Annotated in this window: 18 protein-coding genes; 11 read left to right on the forward strand and 7 right to left on the reverse strand. The window is 73.7% G+C overall.

The features are described 5' to 3' along the window. Positions 1 to 72 precede the first annotated feature (72 nt). Positions 73 to 1,518, forward strand: coding sequence for a hemolysin family protein (locus tag LRS74_RS03400; protein ID WP_277739572.1), 1,446 nt, complete (start codon positions 73 to 75; stop codon positions 1,516 to 1,518). Beyond that, positions 1,515 to 2,519 carry a hemolysin family protein gene (locus LRS74_RS03405; RefSeq protein WP_277739573.1) on the forward strand — a complete coding sequence of 335 codons (1,005 nt, stop codon included), beginning with the start codon at positions 1,515 to 1,517 and terminating at the stop codon, positions 2,517 to 2,519. The genes LRS74_RS03400 and LRS74_RS03405 overlap by 4 nt, the downstream gene beginning before the upstream one ends. A 279-nt stretch (positions 2,520 to 2,798) precedes the next feature. Here the strand turns inward: LRS74_RS03405 and LRS74_RS03410 are convergent, their stop codons facing one another. Together LRS74_RS03410 and LRS74_RS03415 are read right to left on the reverse strand one after the other, a co-directional pair. After that, the gene (locus LRS74_RS03410) at positions 2,799 to 3,053 is read right to left on the reverse strand and encodes a hypothetical protein (protein WP_277739574.1); all 255 of its coding nucleotides are present in this window, start codon (positions 3,051 to 3,053) and stop codon (positions 2,799 to 2,801) included. A 170-nt stretch (positions 3,054 to 3,223) separates the two neighbouring features. Then, positions 3,224 to 3,523, reverse strand: a complete 300-nt coding sequence (locus LRS74_RS03415; RefSeq protein WP_277739575.1) for a hypothetical protein — start codon at positions 3,521 to 3,523, stop codon at positions 3,224 to 3,226. Between the two features lie 181 nt (positions 3,524 to 3,704). Here LRS74_RS03415 and LRS74_RS03420 point away from each other — a divergent pair, with 181 nt between their 5' ends. From LRS74_RS03420 to LRS74_RS03435, 4 genes are read left to right on the forward strand one after another with little or no spacing between them, the layout of a single operon-like run. Further along, complete coding sequence (locus LRS74_RS03420; protein ID WP_277739576.1) at positions 3,705 to 4,187, forward strand: hypothetical protein; 483 nt, start codon at positions 3,705 to 3,707, stop codon at positions 4,185 to 4,187. A 4-nt stretch (positions 4,188 to 4,191) separates the two neighbouring features. Then, the gene (locus LRS74_RS03425; RefSeq protein ID WP_277739577.1) at positions 4,192 to 5,142 is read left to right on the forward strand and encodes a hypothetical protein; all 951 of its coding nucleotides are present in this window, start codon (positions 4,192 to 4,194) and stop codon (positions 5,140 to 5,142) included. Next, the gene (locus LRS74_RS03430) at positions 5,139 to 6,878 is read left to right on the forward strand and encodes a prenyltransferase/squalene oxidase repeat-containing protein (protein ID WP_277739578.1); all 1,740 of its coding nucleotides are present in this window, start codon (positions 5,139 to 5,141) and stop codon (positions 6,876 to 6,878) included. The genes LRS74_RS03425 and LRS74_RS03430 overlap by 4 nt, the downstream gene beginning before the upstream one ends. Before the next feature lies 1 nt (position 6,879). Beyond that, the gene (locus LRS74_RS03435; protein ID WP_277739579.1) at positions 6,880 to 7,743 is read left to right on the forward strand and encodes an inositol monophosphatase; all 864 of its coding nucleotides are present in this window, start codon (positions 6,880 to 6,882) and stop codon (positions 7,741 to 7,743) included. A gap of 378 nt (positions 7,744 to 8,121) precedes the next feature. Here LRS74_RS03435 and LRS74_RS03440 read toward each other — a convergent pair whose 3' ends face one another. Continuing rightward, complete coding sequence (locus tag LRS74_RS03440; protein WP_277739580.1) at positions 8,122 to 9,267, reverse strand: dienelactone hydrolase family protein; 1,146 nt, start codon at positions 9,265 to 9,267, stop codon at positions 8,122 to 8,124. Positions 9,268 to 9,591: 324 nt separating this feature from the next. After that, entirely contained in the window at positions 9,592 to 9,894 is a 303-nt protein-coding gene (locus LRS74_RS03445) for a hypothetical protein (protein WP_277744576.1), read from the reverse strand. Between the two features lie 280 nt (positions 9,895 to 10,174). Here LRS74_RS03445 and LRS74_RS03450 point away from each other — a divergent pair, with 280 nt between their 5' ends. The 3 genes from LRS74_RS03450 to mug all read left to right on the forward strand — a co-directional run bounded on the left by LRS74_RS03450 (position 10,175) and on the right by mug (position 13,288). Continuing rightward, the gene (locus LRS74_RS03450; RefSeq protein ID WP_277739581.1) at positions 10,175 to 10,945 is read left to right on the forward strand and encodes an SGNH/GDSL hydrolase family protein; all 771 of its coding nucleotides are present in this window, start codon (positions 10,175 to 10,177) and stop codon (positions 10,943 to 10,945) included. 346 nt (positions 10,946 to 11,291) lie between these two features. Next, on the forward strand, positions 11,292 to 12,737 hold the full coding sequence (purB, locus tag LRS74_RS03455) for an adenylosuccinate lyase (RefSeq protein WP_277739582.1): 1,446 nt from the start codon (positions 11,292 to 11,294) through the stop codon (positions 12,735 to 12,737). A gap of 56 nt (positions 12,738 to 12,793) precedes the next feature. Beyond that, entirely contained in the window at positions 12,794 to 13,288 is a 495-nt protein-coding gene (gene mug, locus LRS74_RS03460) for a G/U mismatch-specific DNA glycosylase (RefSeq protein ID WP_277739583.1), read from the forward strand. A 304-nt stretch (positions 13,289 to 13,592) separates the two neighbouring features. Here mug and LRS74_RS03465 read toward each other — a convergent pair whose 3' ends face one another. The 3 genes from LRS74_RS03465 to LRS74_RS03475 all read right to left on the reverse strand — a co-directional run bounded on the left by LRS74_RS03465 (position 13,593) and on the right by LRS74_RS03475 (position 15,901). After that, the gene (locus LRS74_RS03465) at positions 13,593 to 14,033 is read right to left on the reverse strand and encodes a hypothetical protein (protein ID WP_277739584.1); all 441 of its coding nucleotides are present in this window, start codon (positions 14,031 to 14,033) and stop codon (positions 13,593 to 13,595) included. 124 nt (positions 14,034 to 14,157) lie between these two features. Then, entirely contained in the window at positions 14,158 to 14,961 is an 804-nt protein-coding gene (locus LRS74_RS03470) for an ABC transporter permease subunit (protein ID WP_277739585.1), read from the reverse strand. Between the two features lie 4 nt (positions 14,962 to 14,965). Further along, positions 14,966 to 15,901, reverse strand: a complete 936-nt coding sequence (locus LRS74_RS03475; protein ID WP_277739586.1) for an ATP-binding cassette domain-containing protein — start codon at positions 15,899 to 15,901, stop codon at positions 14,966 to 14,968. A gap of 151 nt (positions 15,902 to 16,052) precedes the next feature. Here LRS74_RS03475 and LRS74_RS03480 point away from each other — a divergent pair, with 151 nt between their 5' ends. Both LRS74_RS03480 and LRS74_RS03485 read left to right on the forward strand, forming a co-directional pair. Next, positions 16,053 to 17,321 (forward strand): histidine kinase, encoded by a 1,269-nt coding sequence (locus LRS74_RS03480; RefSeq protein ID WP_277744577.1) that lies wholly within the window; start codon positions 16,053 to 16,055, stop codon positions 17,319 to 17,321. Between the two features lie 37 nt (positions 17,322 to 17,358). Further along, positions 17,359 to 18,009, forward strand: coding sequence for a response regulator transcription factor (locus LRS74_RS03485; RefSeq protein WP_277739587.1), 651 nt, complete (start codon positions 17,359 to 17,361; stop codon positions 18,007 to 18,009). Positions 18,010 to 18,022 lie beyond the last annotated feature (13 nt).

The following is an 18,022-nucleotide window of genomic DNA, read 5'->3' on the forward strand; positions in this document are numbered from 1 at the left end:
TCCCAGTAGTCGACCTGGTCGACATCGCGCGTTCCCTCCCTCCCTGTCCGACCATGGGACGCAGGAGAACCGATGACCGAGCTGATCCTCCTGGCGGTCGCCCTGCTGCTGACGCTCGCCTGTGCCGTCTTCGTCGCGGCGGAGTTCTCGCTGACCACCGTCGACCGCGCGGATCTCGAACGCGCCGCGGAGCGCGGCGAGCGCGGCGCGGACAGCGCCCTGCGCGCGGCGCGCGGGCTGACCTTCCAGCTGTCCGGCGCCCAGCTCGGCATCACCGTCACCGGCCTGATCATCGGCATGATCTCCAAGCCGTCGATCGCCACCCTGCTCACCGGGCCGGTGCGGGCGCTGGGCCTGCCGGAGTCCACCGCCTCCTCCGTCGCCCTGGTGCTGGGCACCGTCGTCTCCACCGTGGTGCTCATGGTCGTGGGTGAGCTGGTGCCCAAGAACTGGGCGATCTCCCGGCCGCTGCCGGTCGCCAAGCGGGTGGCGGGCGCCCAGCGCGCCTTCAGCGCCGCCTTCCGCCCGCTGATCCGGCACCTCAACAACACCGCCAACCGCACCGTCACCAGGATGGGCCTGGAGCCCACCGAGGAGCTGGCCTCCGCGCGGGGACCGCAGGAGCTGGTCGCGCTCGCGCGGCACTCCGCCAAGGAGGGCGCGCTGGAGGCCGACACCGCCGAGCTGTTCGTCCGCACCCTGGGGCTCAGCGAGCTGACGGCCTCGAACGTGATGACCCCGCGCGTGCAGGTCGTGGCGCTGGAGGCGCAGACCACCGCCGAGGACGTCGCCAACGCCACCCGCGCCACCGGCCTGTCCCGCTTCCCCGTCTACCGCAGCAGCCTGGACACCGTCATCGGCGTGGCCCACATCAAGGACGTGCTCGCCGTGCCGGCCGAGCGGCGCCCGCGGTACCCGATCACCGAGCTGCTGCGCGAACCGCTGCTGGTGCCCGCCTCGCTGACCGTGGACCGGCTGCTGGACCAGCTGTCCACCAAGCGCAACATGGCCGTCGTCATCGACGAGTACGGCGGCACGGCGGGCGTGGTGACGCTGGAGGACATCGTCGAGGAGGTCGTCGGCGAGGTGCGGGACGAGCACGACCCGCACGAGACCCCGGATCTGGCCCCGGCCGGCACCGACCGGGGCGGGTGCCGGCTGTACGACGCCGACGGCGCGGCCCGTACCGACCAGCTGGAGGCGATCGGCCTGCGCGCCCCGGAAGGCCCGTACGAGACGCTCGCCGGCCTCATCGCCACCGAGCTCGGCCGCATACCGGCCGTCGGGGACGTCCTGGAGGTGGCCGGCTGGCGGATCGAGGTGCTGGACGCCTCCGGCCGCCGTGCCGCCGGGGTCCGGCTGCGTGGCCCGCACCCGTCCACGGGCCGGGAGCACGACGACGTGGCCGGTCACGAGCGCCGCTCGCGTCGGGGCAGGCGCGAGGCGCGGACCGGGCGCCGCGACCGCGCGGGACACGACCCGCGGGGCGAGGGTCATGAGGGGGAGGCCGGACGATGACGCTGCTGCAACTGCTGATCGGGCTGCTCACCCTGGTCGTCAACGCGTTCTTCGTCGGCGCGGAGTTCGCGCTGGTCTCGGTGCGGCGCAGCCAGATCGAGCCGCACGCGGAGCGGGGCGAGCGCCGGGCGCACAGCGTGCTGTGGGGCATGCAGCACGTCTCCGCGGTGTTGGCGGCGGCCCAGCTCGGCATCACGCTGTGCACCCTGGTGCTGGGTATCGTCGCCGAGCCCGCCATGGCGCATCTGCTGGAGCCCGTCTTCCACGCGGTGGGGCTGCCGCACGGGCTGATCCACCCCGTCTCGTTCGTGATCGCGCTGTCTCTGGCCACCTATCTGCACATGCTCTTCGGCGAGATGGTGCCCAAGAACGTGGCGCTGGCCGAGCCGGTGCGCACCGCGCTGGTGCTGGGCCCCCCGCTGGTCACGCTCGCCCGGGCGCTGCGTCCGGTGATCTTCACGGTCAACGCCTTCGCCAACAGCATCCTGAAGCTGCTGCGCGTCGAGCCCAAGGACGAGGTCGCGGCGACCTACTCCGACGACCAGCTGGCCCGGGTGGTCGCGGACTCCAGTGCGGCCGGACTGCTGGACGACCGTGCCACCGAGCGGCTGCGGGACGCCCTGGACCTCGGCCGCCGACCGGTGCGGGACGTGGTGCTGCCCGTGGAGCGCGTGGTCTCCGCGCCGCTGGGCGTGACCCCGGAGGGGCTGGAGCAGCTGACCGCGAAGTACGGCTTCTCCCGCTTCCCCGTCGTCGACGACGCCGGCCGCATCCTGGGCTATCTGCATGTGAAGGACGCCCTCGACGCCCGCCCGCGCGACGTCCCGTTCACCCTCCGCCAGCTGCGCCGCATCGCGCGGGCGCGGGCGACGACACCGCTGGACGACGTGCTCACCGCGATGCGGAAGAGCCGCACCCACCTGGCGGCCGTGGTCGACGAGGACGGCCGGCTGGCCGGGCTCGTCACCATGGAGGACCTGCTGCGGGAACTGGTCGCCTGATCACGGCCCCGCGCGCCTCGGCGCGCTTCGGGGCGTCCGACGGCACCCCTCGGCCGAGGTCGCGGCCAGCGGGCGAGGTCGCGGCCAGCGGGCGAGGTCGCGGCCAGCGGGCGCGATGTCGGGCGCCGGGGCCCGGGAGCCCCCTCCTGGGCCCCGGCCGGGAGCCGTCCGCCGGCGTGCCGGCAGCCCGGCCCAGGACGGGGCGTTCCGCGCCGCCTGCGCCGAGGAGTCGTCGCCGGCGCGTCGGCAGCCGTCGGAGCCGGGTCCCGCCTCCCGCCGTCAGCAGCCGTCAGGGCCGCCGGGTCCCGCCTCCCGCGCGGCGCGCTGCGCCTCGTGGGCGAGGATGCATGCCTGCCAGCGGGCCAGGGCCTCCGCCCGGCCGCCGCCCTCCGCCTCGGCGACGGCCAGCAGCGTGTCGGCGGCCATCGCGGCCAGACGGACCGCGATGCGGCACACATCGCGCGCTTCGAGCGGCGCGAGCAGGGTTACGGCGGCCTCTCCGTCGTCGGCGAGCGCGGTGGCGACCACTGCCATCGTCGTTCGATCACACTCATAGGCGTCCACGCTGATCAGGCTGCCCGCCGGGCGGCTTCCGGAACCCCGCGGCGCCCGACGGCGGCGGTTCCGGCCCGGGTACGGCGGGGTACGGCCGCGGGGGACGCCCGGGAGACGGCGGCCTGCGCCCGCCCGGTCAGACCGCCCCGTCAGGCGGTGCCCTCGCTCGGCGGCAGCCCGGCTCCCCTCGGCGCTCCGCCGGGCTTGTGCGCACCGCCCGACGCACCCGTTCCCGGCGTACCCGCGCCCGGCAGCCGGGTGGTGGTGGGGTCGTAGCGGAAGACGGCGTACTCGATGCCGCCGATGACCTTCGCCCGATGGGTCCGCCGGTACAGCTCGGGCGGCCGGAAGATGTTGTCGTCGTAGACGTCCGCGCCCGGCTCCAGGTTCCACATCACCGTCGTGCCGTTGCGCGTACCGCCCTCGAAGTAGATATGGGTCATCACCATGGGGCTCATGATGCGCGCCCCGGGCGCCCCCCGCAGCCGGGCACCGCAGGCGATCGGGACTCCGGCGAAGCCCGCCCACGGAGCGTGTCCGGATTGGTACGATGAGCTCATCGTCGCCGTCTCGGCTCATCGCGAGGCGGGGCGCGCAATCCTTGACGACGTCCTGGGGGGCACGTTGTCCGTGGAGATCGAACGGAAGTTCCTGCTGGCCGCTCCGCCCGATCCCGGGCATCCCGTGCTGAGCGCCGCGCGGCGGGTGCAGTTGGAGCAGATCTATCTCAGCGTGGGCCCGGCCGGGGAGGAGCGGATCCGGCACTGGCGCTGCGGCGGCACCGAGCGGTTCTTCCACACGTTGCTCACGCCGCTGCGACCAGGGGTGCGCACCATCGACGAGCGGGAGATCGGCCCCGAGGCGTATGCGCGGCTCCGTCGGCGGGGAGATCCGTGCCGGCAGCCGGTCGTCAAGGAGAGATGGCTCTTCGACTGGCGGGGGCGGCTGTTCGAGCTCGACATCATCCACGAGCCCGCGACCCGCGCCTGCCGCATCCTCGAGGTCCAGCTCGACAAGGAGCGGCAGCAGGTGGCCCTGCCCGAGTTTCTGCTGATCGACAGGGAGGTCACCGGCCATCCGGCCTTCTCCAACGCCGACATCGCGCGGGGCTGAGGCCATGGCGACCTCCTCGAACCCCTCGTCGCTCGCGGCCCTGGACGCGCATTTCGCCGCCCTCGCGGACGCGCACGCCCAGGGCCGCGCGGGCTCGCTCGCCGCCGCCCTCGCCCCCCTGTCGGACAGGGCATCGGTGTGCGCCATGCTGCGCGCCCTGTTACGGGACGAGCGCCGCCTCGCCGCGGTGGCGGAGCGCTCGTACGCCCACCCCAACGGCTTCTCCAAGATCGTCCTCGCCTCGGGTCCGGCGCACCGACTGCGACTGCACATCTGGTGGCGGCGCGAGGGGCCAGACGGCGACGAGGCCCCCAATGTGCACAACCACCGCTGGGACTTCGCCTCGACACTGATCTCGGGCGGCTACCGCTACCAGCAGTTCACGCCCCTGCCCGCCCGCTCCTCGTCCGCCCCGCGGGCGGAGGCGGCGCCCGCGCGCGAGTTCCACGCCTACAGCTACGCCTCCGCGGACGACTCCTCCTCGTACTCCCTGGTCCCGGTCGGCGTTCAGCGGCTGGAGTGCGTCTTCGACGCCCATATGGCGGCGGGCACCGGCTACGAACTCTCCGCCGACGTCCTGCACCGGGTGATCGGCGACCGCCGCGCCACCACCGCCAGCCTGGTCTTCCAGGGCCGCGACCGCCGCTCGACGGTGGACGTCTACGCCGAGCGTGCGCTCGCCCACGGCGCGGCGATCGCGCTCCGCAGGCGGTCCCCCGGGGAGTTGGCGGAGGAGCTGACCCGGCTGCTGGGTCAGCTCGCCGGGGGCGGTGAGCCCCCGGAGCGACGCACGTCACCCCGGCAGCGCTCACTCGATGCCCACGCGCCCGAGTGCCTCGCGCCCGAAGACGACATGCCCGAGGACCGCGCGTCCGAAGACCGTGCCTCCGAAGACCACGCGTCCGCGCCCCCCGCACGCCGGAATCCCCCACCGCCCCAGGAGCTCGCCCTGTGACCACCGGAGTCGATCTGATCCTGCTGGCGCCCGAGGGCGACCGGGTGGTGCTGCGGGCCGAGGGCTCCCGCCTCGTCTGCCTCCGGCTGGAGCTCGCCGGACTCCCCGACGACACCGGCCGGCGCCCCGACGACGGGATCGACACCCTGGTGGAGCGCACGGCCGCCCGCGAGTTCGGGGTGGACGTCGCGTTCATGGGCCTGCTGGCCTACGAGCACACCGGGGACACCGGGCGGCTGGTGGCCGCCGCGGTGCTGAGACCCGAGCGGCTGGCACTGCCCCACGACGCGCGCTGGCGCACGCTGAGCGTCGCGGAGGTCTGCAACCGGGGAGCCGACATCGAGCACGCGGCACACCTGGTCACCGCGGTGCGCTGGCACCGTGCGGCCAGCGGGGCCGCCGAGCTCAGCACCGCCATACGACGCGCCTTCGACACCTCCATCGCCTACCTCGACAGCCACCTGTCGACGGAGGACGGCCGCTGGGGGTGGAACCAGTGGCAGGACGGCAGGAGCATCGGCATCCTGTCCACCGCGGAGGCGGTGCTCGCCCACATCCACGCCGGGGCGCAGGGCGAGTTCGTCAGCCGCCCGGCACAGACCCTGGCCGCGGAGCAGAACCCCGACGGCGGCTGGCGGGTGCGCAGTTCGCTCATCGGCGGGATGAGCAGCCTGTCGATCACCGAGTCCACGGCCGCCTGCCTGACCGCCCTCCGGGAGGCGGGCTGGTCGCACACCGACTCCGTCGTGACCAAGGGCATCGCCTGGTTGGAGGAGCAACAGCGGCCGGACGGCGGCTGGGCCTCCTCCGCCGAGGACAGCCAGTCCATGGTCTTCCCCACCACGGCGGCGATCCGGGCGCTGGCGGGCTTCCACCGGGTCGACTCGGTCTCCAGGGGCGTGTCCTGGCTGCGGCACGCGCAGTGTCCGGACGGCGGTTGGGGAGCCTCGGCGCGGGCGACGGACAGCGCGCGGCCGTCGTCCCCCGCGTACACCGGCTACGCGATCGTGGCGCTGCTCGCGGCCCGCTCCCCCGAAACGGACACGGCGGTCGTCGCCGGCTGCGACTATCTGGTGGAGACGTTCGACGCGCTCCGGGAGGAGCCGTGGGAGTCCACGACGGCCAACACCCCGGTCGATCCCGGGCGGTCGATCCGCATGGACTACCGCCACTTCGCCACACCATGGGCGCTGACGGCGCTGAGCCTGGCCGGGCACGACCTGGACGAGGCCGTGGTGCTGGACGGCGTGCGTCGACTCCTCGCACTCCAACAGCCCAACGGCACCTGGAGGTGCAGCGTGACCGCTCCCGACTCACCACCGGTGTGGGCGACACACGACGCCGTCCTCGCCCTGCGCACGGTGCTGCGGGCCAGCACCCGCACGCTGGTGCCGGTCGCCGTCGACCAGTACGTCCAGCAGGACCGCCGCGTCATGCAGGCATATCTGGGCCGGGTCGTCGCCCAGCCGTCCGACGGCGCGGCGGCGGGCGGCCGCATCGGACGCGTCGGCGCGGTGTGGCTGTCGGCCCTGACCGTGGCCGTGACGATGCTCGGGCTCTGGCAGGGGGGCGTGTTCGAGCAGTTGCAGTCGAGTTCGGGAATGCGCCAGGTGCTGGCGGCCGCCGCGAGCATCATGCTTCCTGTGGCGGGCGCCACCGTGCCCGCCGTTCTGATCGAGGAACACCGCCTGAGGCGCGGACGGCGCTCGGCGGACCGACGACAGGACGGGGACTGAGATGGCTTCCACCGGCTCGTCGGCGGGCGGGGCGGCCGACCGACACCGGCGCGACGTGGAGCGCGAACTGGCCGTCGCGCGGCACGCCGCGCGGAGCGCCGGAAAGGCCCTGCGCGATCAGTTCGGGTCCCGGCTGATCAGTGCCGCCAAGGGCCCCCATGACGTGCAGTTGCGGGCCGACGTCACCGCGCAGGACATCATCGCCCGGCAACTGCGGGCGGAGTTCCCCCACTACGGGGTGGTGGCGGAGGAGGAGCCGTACACCCGGTGGCCGGACACCCCGCTCACCTGGGCGGTGGACCCCCTCGACGGCACCAACAACTTCGGCTTCGGCATCGCCCACTGCGCGATCGCCATCAGCCTCTTCGACCGGGAGCGGGTCGTCCTCGCGCTGGTCTTCGATCCCCTGCTCGACCGCGAGTGCTTCGCCGTCGACGCCGCGGGCACCGTCGGCGGTGGCGACCGCGCCCGGCCGCCGGCCCCGCCCGCCGGAGGCGTCCCCCTGCGGCAGGCGGTGATCTCCCTCGTCACCAACTACTCCGACGGGGGCCACGCCTGGTTCCGCCACGCGGACGCCCTGGCCGCCGAGCGGTGCCGGCGAGCGGTGAACCTGTGGGCGCCCGCCCTGGACCTGGCGCTGGTGGCCGAAGGAGTGCTGGACGGCATGGTCTGCCACGGGGGCTATCTCCTGGACGTGTGCGGCGGGCTGTTCCTGGTCCAGGCCGCGGGCGGCTGCGTGCTGGACCCGCACGGCCACCCGACGACGGCGGAGCGGTCGCGACACGACGAGCCGATCTCCTTCGTGGCGGCCCGGAGCCCGGAGCTGGCCCATGAGCTGCTGGACGCCGGATTCCTGGCCGGGTGAGGGCCGCCCCATCCCGCCGCCTCACGACCGCGACCCGGCCCGGCGAAGCACGGGCCGGCGAGCGAGCCGGCTACGCAACGCACTCCAACTCCGCACGCACCGGCGAGTGAGCCGAAGGGCGCGCGGCTGCCGAAAGGGAGCGCGCGGAGCCTGTGAGGAACGAACAGGCGAGCACGGTCGACTGTCGGCAGTCGCTTAACAACACCTAACACAATGAGGCCGGTACGGTCCGCCGTGATTTCCTGAGCTCGAACATCGAACCTCCTGGTGCGTGGTGACGGTTCGATGCTCCCGGGCGGGGCAGCCGCGATCGCCCCCCCCTGGTATCCGTTCCGGGGGTGGCACTGGTGCCGCCCCTGGGGCCGCCGGGGATGTGCGCTACTTCTTCAGGACGTTGACTTCCGGGTAGGCCGCGGACGGCCGGTCGAGGAGCGGGCTCGGGGTGCCGCGCAGGTGCCGGTCGACGAACGCGTTCACGTACGCACGGGTGAGCGCGGTCGAGCGGGTGCCGTGCAGGCTGCCGTAGGCGCCGTGGATCCGGTCCGGCGGGATCTGGTCGGTCATCCCGAACCGGTCCACGATCCAGGGGGCGTCCGTGAACGTCAGGTGGCCGCCTTCGGGCACGTCGAGCCAGCGCTTCCAGCCCGTCAGCCGCTGCCAGTTCTTGTTCCAGTTCTCCGCGTCATCGCCGGACCGCTGTGCGCCGAAGAGCATCACGGGCTTCTTCAGCCCGCCGGCGGGCAGGTCGATGGGGAAGTTGCCGTCGAGGTTGACGGCGGCGTCCACGCGCTTGTCGCTGCGCACGGCCTCCACCGCGCTCGCGCCGCCGATGGAGTGGCCGACCACGGCGATCCGGCCGCGGTCCACGGCGAGCGGGCTGCCGGGGGCGGTCAGCCGGTCGAGGACGAAGGAGAAGTCCTTCGCCCGGTTCCGCACGACGGCGGCCATGTCCGGCTTCGCGCAGATCTCACAGGTCTCGATGCGCCCGCCGGGGAACTCGACCGGGGCTTCGTAGGTGTGGTCGACCGCCGCCACCGCGTACCCGCGCGACGCGAGGTCCTCGCCGAGCGCGGTGAGTGTCAGCCGGCTCATCCCGAAGCCCGGCGAAAGGACCACCAGAGGCCGGGCCTTGCGGGCCGGCTCGGCGCCCAGGGTCGCGTTCGTACGGATGCCGGCGAGGTCCTCCATGCCGACCACCGCCTTGGACAGCTCCTTCGACGCGTAAGGGGCGTTCCGGTCGCCCTGATGCCGCGCCGGGTACCAGAGCGAGACCATGAGCTGCCGCTTCCCGGCGGCGGGCTTCCAGGGGTCGGGGCGCGAGGTGTCGACGAGGTGCAGGGTCTTCGTCCCGACGGGCGACTTGCCCGTGGGCGCCGGCACCTCGGCCGGGGTTCCGGGCGCCGCCGGCCCGGGGGCCCGTTCCGCCGCCGCGGCCACGGCGGGCATCTGGGGCGCGGCGAAGGCCACGAGGAGCGCGGCGGCCACGAAGGACCGCCGCGATGTCTTCCGCGATTTCCACAACATGATCATCACGTTATGCGGCCGTGACACTCCTGCCATCCGCCTCAGGTCGGAGATGATCAACTTCGTACGGCGGCCTCCTCCGGCACTTCGCGAGGGGTGATGACGCTCTCCGAAAAGCGGTTCTGGCCGCGATTCCGTGAAAGCGGTGATCACGGCTAGGAGGAGCTTGACCCGGCATACGTGGCCTTCGACGACGCCCGAGCTCCAGGGCAGGGTCAGGCCGGCTGTGACGGCGTCGAAGTCCTGGCGGAGGGAACTGGCGAAGGACCTCAGGGGCGGGAGGTCGCTCTTCTCGGCCTGCCGAATCCACTCGCTGCGCGGAGGTCAGCTGGGCCGGGATGCGATCTGCTGACGGGCAGGACCCCAGACTTCCTCGAACTCCTCGGAGGTAGGTTGCTCGGGGGCGTGGCCTTCCCATTCCGAGATGGGCAGCTCGGCTGTGATCCCGAACCTGCTGTCGTACTCATCGAGGCGGCCTGTGTCGCAGGCCCGCTGCCCCTCGGCGAGGGAGGCGGCCGCGATCGGGGTCAGCTCAGGCCCTTCGAGTTCGACCTGCCGGATCACCCAGCCTTCGGCGTCGACCTCGAAGTAGAACCAGGTGTCTTCCTCCTCCCAGTAGCAGCGCATCCATGTCGTCACCAGGCCATGATGCCGGGCCAGATGTGCTGCCTCGCCTGTCTCACGGCCGCTTCATACGTGCAGCCGATATCCACGACCCAGCGGTAGGTGCCCGTTCCGGCGCCGATCCACGGCGACATCCCCATACTGAACGGAACGCTCAACTACCGCCCCGAGCACGGCAACCAGGACCGATCCACCTCATTGTGTCAGGTGTTGTAAGGCGCCCGGAGGCGAACCGAGCCCTCAAGAAACGGACCAACATACCGACGGGTATGATCACCGGGCCATGCAGATGAACGCCACCCACACCAGCTTCGTCGCGGTCGGCGACTCGTTCACCGAGGGGATGTCCGACGGGCTTCCGGACGGCGGTTACCGCGGCTGGGCGGACCTGCTCGCCGCGCGCCTCGCGGTGCGTAGCCCCGGCTTCCGCTATGCCAACCTCGCGGTGCGCGGCAAGCTCATCGGGCAGATCGTCGATGAGCAGACGGCGCCGGCCGCCGCGATGGGCGCCGATCTCGTGACCTTGGTCGGCGGGCTGAACGACGTGCTGCGCCCGAAGTGCGACGTGGCGCGGGTGTGCGCCCTGCTGGAGGAGGCCGTCGAGCGGCTCGCCCCCAGCTGCCGCCAGTTGGTGCTGATGCGCAGCCCGGGCCGGCGCGGGCCGGTCTTCGAGCGGTTTCGGCCCCGGATGGAGACGCTGTTCTCGCACATCGACACGCTCGCCGGACGGCACGGGGCGGTCGTGGTGGATCTCTTCGCCTCCGAGGCGTTGGGGGACCCGCGGATGTGGGCGGACGACCGGCTGCATCTGAACGCCGAGGGGCACCGGCGGGTCGCCGAGGCGGTGTGGCAGGCGCTGGGCCATGAGCCGGTGGAGGACTGGGACGCTCCGCTGCCCCTGGCCGCGCCGGCGAGCTGGGGTGCCCGCCGCGGCGCCGACCTGCGGTTCGCCCGTCTACACCTGGCGCCCTGGATAGGCCGTCGGCTGACCGGCCGCTCCTCGGGCGACGGACGGGAGCCGAAGCGGGCCGAGCTGCTGCCGTACGAGATGTGAGTGTCGCCCGGCGTCGCGCCAGACGCCGAGGCGGCATGGCGCGGGGCTCGGTGGGGGCCCCGGATCCGCCGCCCGGCCGGACACCGGAGCGAGACCGCGCCGCGGGACCAACCGGACAGCGGAGCGAGACCGCGCCGCGGGACCAATCCGGACAGCCGGATCGACGCGGCGCCGCGGGACCGCCCGGACGCCGGGGCCAGGCCGCCCCGCGGACCAACCGGACACCGGAGCGGCGCGCCGGGCGGGTGCCGGCCGTAGGGCACACCCGCGCCCGCGGGCTTTCGTAGTAAGACACAAATCGGGGCGGGGCGCTGGCCTGCGTAAACCGCCAGTAGACTCTGGTCACGTGACTGCTGCTCTGTCTGCGAAGCCCCGCATCCCGAACGTCCTGGCCAACCGCTACGCCTCCGCGGAGCTGGCCGTCCTGTGGTCCCCCGAGTACAAGGTGACGCTGGAGCGGCGGCTGTGGCTCGCCGTGCTGCGCGCCCAGAAGGACCTGGGGATCGAGGTGCCGGACGCCGCGCTCGCCGACTACGAGCGGGTCCTGGAGGACGTCGACCTGGCCTCGATCGCCGAGCGCGAGAAGGTCACCCGGCATGACGTCAAGGCCCGGATCGAGGAGTTCAACGCCCTCGCCGGCCATGAGCACGTGCACAAGGGCATGACCTCCCGCGACCTGACCGAGAACGTCGAGCAGCTTCAGATCCGGCTCTCCCTGGAGCTGGCGCGCGACCGCACGGTGGCGGTGCTGGCCCGGCTGGCCAAGCTGGCCGGCGAGCACGCCGAGCTGGTCATGGCGGGCCGCTCGCACAATGTCGCCGCGCAGGCCACGACCCTCGGCAAGCGCTTCGCGACCGCGACGGACGAGCTGCTGGTGGCCTACGGCCGACTGACCGACCTGCTGGACCGCTACCCGCTGCGCGGCATCAAGGGCCCCGTCGGCACCGCGCAGGACATGCTGGACCTGCTGGGCGGCGACGCGGAGAAGCTGGCCGAGCTGGAGCGGCGGATCGCCGCGCACCTCGGCTTCGGGCACGCCTTCACCTCCGTCGGCCAGGTCTACCCGCGCTCGCTCGACTACGACGCGGTCACGGCCCTGGTGCAGCTGGCCGCCGCGCCCTCCTCGCTCGCCAAGACCATCCGGCTGATGGCCGGGCACGAGCTGGTCACCGAGGGCTTCAAGCCCGGCCAGGTCGGCTCCTCGGCGATGCCGCACAAGATGAACACCCGCTCCTGCGAGCGCGTGAACGGCCTGGCGGTCATCCTGCGCGGCTACGCCTCGATGACCGGTGAGCTGGCGGGCGACCAGTGGAACGAGGGCGACGTCTCCTGCTCGGTGGTGCGCCGGGTCGCGCTGCCTGACGCGTTCTTCGCCTTCGACGGCCTGCTGGAGACCTTCCTGACCGTGCTGGACGAGTTCGGCGCCTTCCCCGCCGTCGTCGCCCGCGAGCTGGACCGCTACCTCCCCTTCCTCGCCACCACCAAGGTGCTGATGGGCGCGGTGCGCGCCGGGGTGGGCCGCGAGGAGGCGCACGAGGCGATCAAGGAGCACGCGGTCGCCGCCGCGCTGGCCATGCGCGAGCAGGGTGCCGAGCGCAACGACCTGCTGGACAAGCTCGCCGCCGACGCCCGTATCCCGCTGGACCGGGCGGCGCTGGACGCGCTGATGGCCGACAAGCTGTCCTTCACCGGCGCCGCGGCCGACCAGGTCGCCGCCGTGGTCGCCCGCGTCGAGGAGATCGTCAAGCAGCACCCGGAGGCGGCCGGCTACACGCCGGGGGCGATCCTCTGACCACCTCCTTCACGCCCGAGGAGCTGGAGGCCGCCCGCGACCGCGTCGTTCCCGACGTGGTCGCGGACGGGCTCCACGTCCTCTTCTGCGGTATCAACCCGGGGTTGGTGTCGGCGGCCACGGGCCACCACTTCGCCCGACCGGGCAACCGCTTCTGGCCGGTGCTGCACGCCTCCGGCTTCACCCCGCGCCGGCTCGCCCCCGCCGAGCAGGGCGAGCTGCTCCGCTACGGCCTCGGGATCACCAATGTGGTGTCCCGTTCCACCGCGCGCGCCGACGAGCTGACCGCCGAGGAGTACCGGGAGGGCGGGCGGCTGCTCGCCGAGAAGGTGCTCCGGCTGCGGCCGCGCTGGCTCGCGGTGGCCGGTGTCACCGCCTACCGCGCGGCCTTCGGTGACAAGCGCGCACAGATAGGCCCGCAGGAGCGGACCATAGGCGCCACCCGCATCTGGGCCCTGCCGAACCCCAGTGGTCTCAACGCCCACTGGACGCTCGAGAGGATGGCCGAGGAGTACGGGCGGCTGCGGGCGGCGGCGTTCGCCGACGACTGACGCGCCCACCAGGCCCCGCCGGCACCCGTTCATCGCCGACACCCGCTCGAAACGCCACCGCCGCCGCTCGTCCACGCCACCCCCGCGCGAAGCGCCACCTGCCCCTCGTCGCTGACGCCTCCGCGGCCCCCTTCGCTGGCGCCGCCGCCGGCCCCTTCTCCGGCCCCTTCGCCCGCGAAGCGCCACCTTCCCCCCTTCACCGGCGCCGCCGGCCCCTTCTCTGACGCCTCCGCCGCCCCCCTTCGCCGGTGCCGCCGGTGCCGCTCGTCGCCACCGACCCCGCCAGGCACGACCGGCCCCCTCATCAGCGCACGTCGCCCTCGCCTATCGCCGCCACCAGCTGGATCGGCAGCTCGCGGTCGCCCTGGCCCACTCCCACCGCCACCCAGCGCCCGTCCACCCGCCAGGCGTGCACCCGGCCGACGTAGGAGCAGAGGGAATCCAGCGGGGGCGGGACCGGCTCGCCGAGGGCGGAGCGCTCCAGATGATCGGTGAGGTCGACGGCCTCCGGCTCGCCCCACCGCCGCGACAGCGCCTGGAGCACGCATCGCAGCTCGGCGTCGAACTCCTCGTCCACCTCGGCTATGCGTGCCAGGTCCGCGTCCCAGAAGTCCTCACTGACCCGGAGGTCGGCGATGTGGAACCCGGGTCCGCTCTCGACCAACGGTCCGCTCACGCGGAGGTCCGGGAACGGTCGGGCGCGCAGCTCGTCGATGGCGGCCAGGTGCCGGGCGATGTCCGTCATGCCGTCAGTAAAGCCGGGGGGTCTGACAATTGGCGTCCTCGACCGACCACCGTCCGTCCCACCGTGGGGCGTCCCCCGTGCGCGACCTGCGCCGTCTGACCAAGGGCCGCCCGTCACCGGGGCGTCAGGCGTCGCGGCGTTCCAGCACGCGCCAACCGGCCCAGACCGCCGCCGCCGTCCACAGGGCGAGCACGCCCAGCCCGGACCAGGCACCCAGGCCGCCCTCGGGGGCGGCGTGCAGGACCTGCTGTCCGGCCCGGTCGGGCAGGAACCGGGTCGTCGCTCCCTCGCCCAGCACCGGGGACAGGAAGCAGACCACCGGGACGAGCACCCCGATCGCGCCGACGGTGCTGCGCAGCGCCGCCGCGACGCCCGCGGCCAGCAGGGTCAGCAGGGTGAGGTAGAGCCCGCAGCCGAGGGCGGCGCGCAGCGCTCCCGGCGCGCCGAGCCCGACGCCGTGCTCGCCGAGCAGCGCCTGCCCGCCGAGCAGTGCGACGAAGCCGGTGACCAGTCCGGTGGCGAGGGAGAGCCCGCCGACGACGGCCAGTTTGCCGCCGTACCAGAGTCCGCGCCGGGGAACGGCGGCCAGCCAGACGCGGATCCCCCCGTCCGCGTACTCCCCGGCGACCGCCAGCACGCCGAAGCAGATGGCGGCGATCTGCCCGAAGTTGAGGCCGAAGAAGGAGGCGAAGACGGGGTCGAAGTCCGCCGCCTCGAGCTCGGCCTCCCCGTAGGTGCCGCACGCCAGCATCGTGCCGCCGACCGTCGCGGCCAGGCCGCCGACCAGGGCGAGCGGCAGGGAGCGCAGGGTGCGGACCTTCATCCACTCGGAGTGGACGACCGCTCTGATCGAGGCGCGTCCCGCACGGCTCTCGCCGAGGTGGTCCGTGGGGTGCGTGAGGACCTGCTCCCGGGTGTCCTGGGACATGTGCTCAGACCTTCCGTGTCGTGGCTGCCGCGGCCGGTGCCGCGTACTCCGTCTCGCCCGCGGTGAGCCGCAGGTAGGCCTCCTCCAGCGATCCCCCCTCGCCGGTGAGTTCGAGGATCGGGATGCCGTGCCGCGCGGCGAGCGCGCCGATGTCGCCGGCCTCGGCGCCGTCCACGGCCCAGCGGCCGGTACCGTCCGGCACCGCGGTGTATCCCGCGCGGGTCAGCTCCTCGCGCAGCCGCTCGGGCTCCGCGGAGCGGACCAGCACCCGCCGCTCGCCGTGCTCCCGGATGAAGCCCTCCAGGGACGTGTCGGCGAGCAGCCGGCCGCGGCCCAGGACGACCAGGTGGTCGGCGACCCGCGCGGTCTCCGCCATCAGATGGCTGGAGACCAGGACCGTGCGGCCCTCGTCGGCCAGCCGCGTCATCAGCGTGCGGATCCAGATGACGCCCTCGGGGTCGAGCCCGTTGGTCGGCTCGTCCAGCATCACCACCGGCGGGTCGCCGAGGAGGGCCGCGGCGATGCCCAGCCGCTGCCGCATGCCCAGCGAGAAGGTGCGAACGCGCCGCCCGGCCACTGCGGTCAGGCCCGTCTCGGCCAGCACCTCGTCCACCCGACGCGACGGCAGCCGGTTGCCGAGGGCCAGACAGCGCAGGTGGTCGCGGGCGGTGCGGCCGCCGTGGATGGCGCCCGCGTCCAGCAGCGCGCCGACGTGGCGGAGCGGCTCGGCCAGTTCGCGGTAGGCGCGGCCGCCGACGGTCGCCGTGCCGGAGGTCGGCCGGTCCAGGCCGACCACCGCCCGCATGGTGGTGGACTTGCCCGCACCGTTGGGGCCGAGGAATCCGGTGACCAGGCCCGGCCGGACGCTGAAGGTGAGGCCGTCCACCGCGCGGACGGAGCCGTACTCCTTGGTGAGTTCGTGGATGTCGATCGCTGTCATGTCGTCAACGGTGCCGCGCGGCGGGGGTGCCGGACCTCCCCCGGGGGCGGGTTCGCCCTCCCCCGGGCGCGGGTTCCGCCTCCCCCGCGCGGGGGAGGCCGGGCGGACCGCGCGGTGACAGCATGACGGGGTGACGACGATCTTGAGCCCGGTGCGCGCGCTGGTGCTTCCGCTGACCCGCGCGGTCCTGTACACCCGGTGGCTGCACCTGCTCAGCGGGGCGGTGCCGGCCGCGGTCTGCTCGCTGGTCTACCCCGGCCTCTCCGGCCTGACCACGGGCGGGGCGCTGTGGTTGCTGGTGCTGCCGGTGCCGTTTCTGGTGGGGTGGGCCATGATGCCGGGTGCGCGGCTCGCGGAGGGCCTTCAGGCGCGCCTGCTGCTCCTGTCCGGCACGCACGCGCGGGGCGGCCCGCGCGGGGCGGCGGGTGAGCCGGTCGCCGTCGCCCGGATCGCCGCCGCCCCCGCGGCCTCCTGGGGCGATCGTTGGCTCACCGCGTTGTGGCTGGTGCTGCGGCTGGAAGTGGGCTGTGTGACCGCCCTGTTGTGCATGTGGCTTCCGGGGCTCGCCGGGGCGCTGCTGGGCGCGGCGACCGGCGATCCGGCCGGGGACGCCGGCGACGGCCTTCCGATGCCGCGGCCCAGCGGCCACACCGTCTGGTACGCGCTGCTCGCGCCGCTTCCTCTGGTCGCCCTGGCGGCGTACGTCGTCGGCGCCGGAGCCCTGATGACGGCCGTCGCCACCCGTCTCCTGGGGCCGACCGCCACCGAGCGGCTGGCCGCCTTGGAAGAGCGCACCGAGCGTCTGCTGGAACACAATCGGCTCGCCCGCGAGCTGCACGACTCGATCGGGCACGCCCTGACCGTCGCCGTCGTGCAGGCGGGTGCCGCGCGGGCCGCCGGCTCCGCCGAGTTCACGGACCGGGCGCTGTCGGCCATCGAGGAGACCGGACGGCAGGCCCTGGAGGACCTGGAGCGCGTGCTGCGGCTACTGCGCGAGGATCCGGCGGAGCGCCCCGCCGACCGTCCCGGCATCGTCGACGCGGACCGACTCCTGGAGTCCGCCCGCGCCGCCGGCTCACCCCTCGACGCGCACGTCACCGGGGACCTCGCCGCACTCCCCGGCCCGGTCTCCCGCGAGGGCTATCGCATCCTCCAGGAGGCGCTCGCCAACGTCCTGCGCCATGCCGGTCCGGTGCCGGTGACCGTACGCGTCGCCGCCGACGACCGCACCGGTGCGCTGGAGCTCGACATCCGCAACCCCCTTCCCCGCGACGGGGCCCCGGCCGCGCTCCGCACCGCCGGTTCCGGCAGCGGTCTGCGCGGCATCCGCGAACGCGCGGCCCTCCTCGGCGGCGAGGCCGCGACCGGGCCGCACGAGGGCGAGTGGCGGGTCCTGGTCCGGCTGCCCGCGGACGCGTAGGCGTCGGCCGGGCCGATCCCCGGCTTAAGGTGATCACGTGCCGATATCCGTTCTCCTCGTCGACGACGAACAGCTCGTGCGCGCCGGGCTGGCCGCCATCCTCAGCGCGCAACCGGACATCGACGTGGTGGGCGAGGCCGCCGACGGGGCGGCGGTGCTGCCGCTCGTCCGCGAGCTGCGTCCGGACGTGGTGGCGATGGACGTGCGGATGCCGCTGCTGGACGGCATCGAGGCGACCCGCGCGGTGCTGCGCACGATCCCGGACCCGCCGAAGATCCTGGTGATCACGACCTTCGAGAACGACGAGTACGTCTACGAGGCGCTCCGCGCGGGGGCCGACGGCTTCCTGCTCAAGCGGGCCCGGCCCGCCGAGATCGTGCACGCGGTGCGGCTGGTCGCCGAGGGCGACTCGCTGCTGTTCCCCGCCGCCGTACGGGAGCTGGCGGCCGGCCGCGCGAACGCGGGCGCCCGGGAGACGATGGCGCGGGCCGCGCTGACCGACCGCGAGGCGGAGGTGCTGCGGCTGATGACGCGCGGGATGTCCAACGCGGAGATCGCGCGGACCCTGCTGTTGGGCACCGAGACGGTCAAGACGCATGTCAGCGCGGTGCTGAGCAAGTTGGGAGCCCGGGACCGCACCCAGGCGGTGATCGCGGCGTACGAGTCCGGATTCGTCACCCCCGGCTGAGCTCGGACGGGGT

This window comes from Streptomyces sp. LX-29 (assembly GCF_029541745.1).
Taxonomy (GTDB): Bacteria; Actinomycetota; Actinomycetes; order Streptomycetales; family Streptomycetaceae; genus Streptomyces.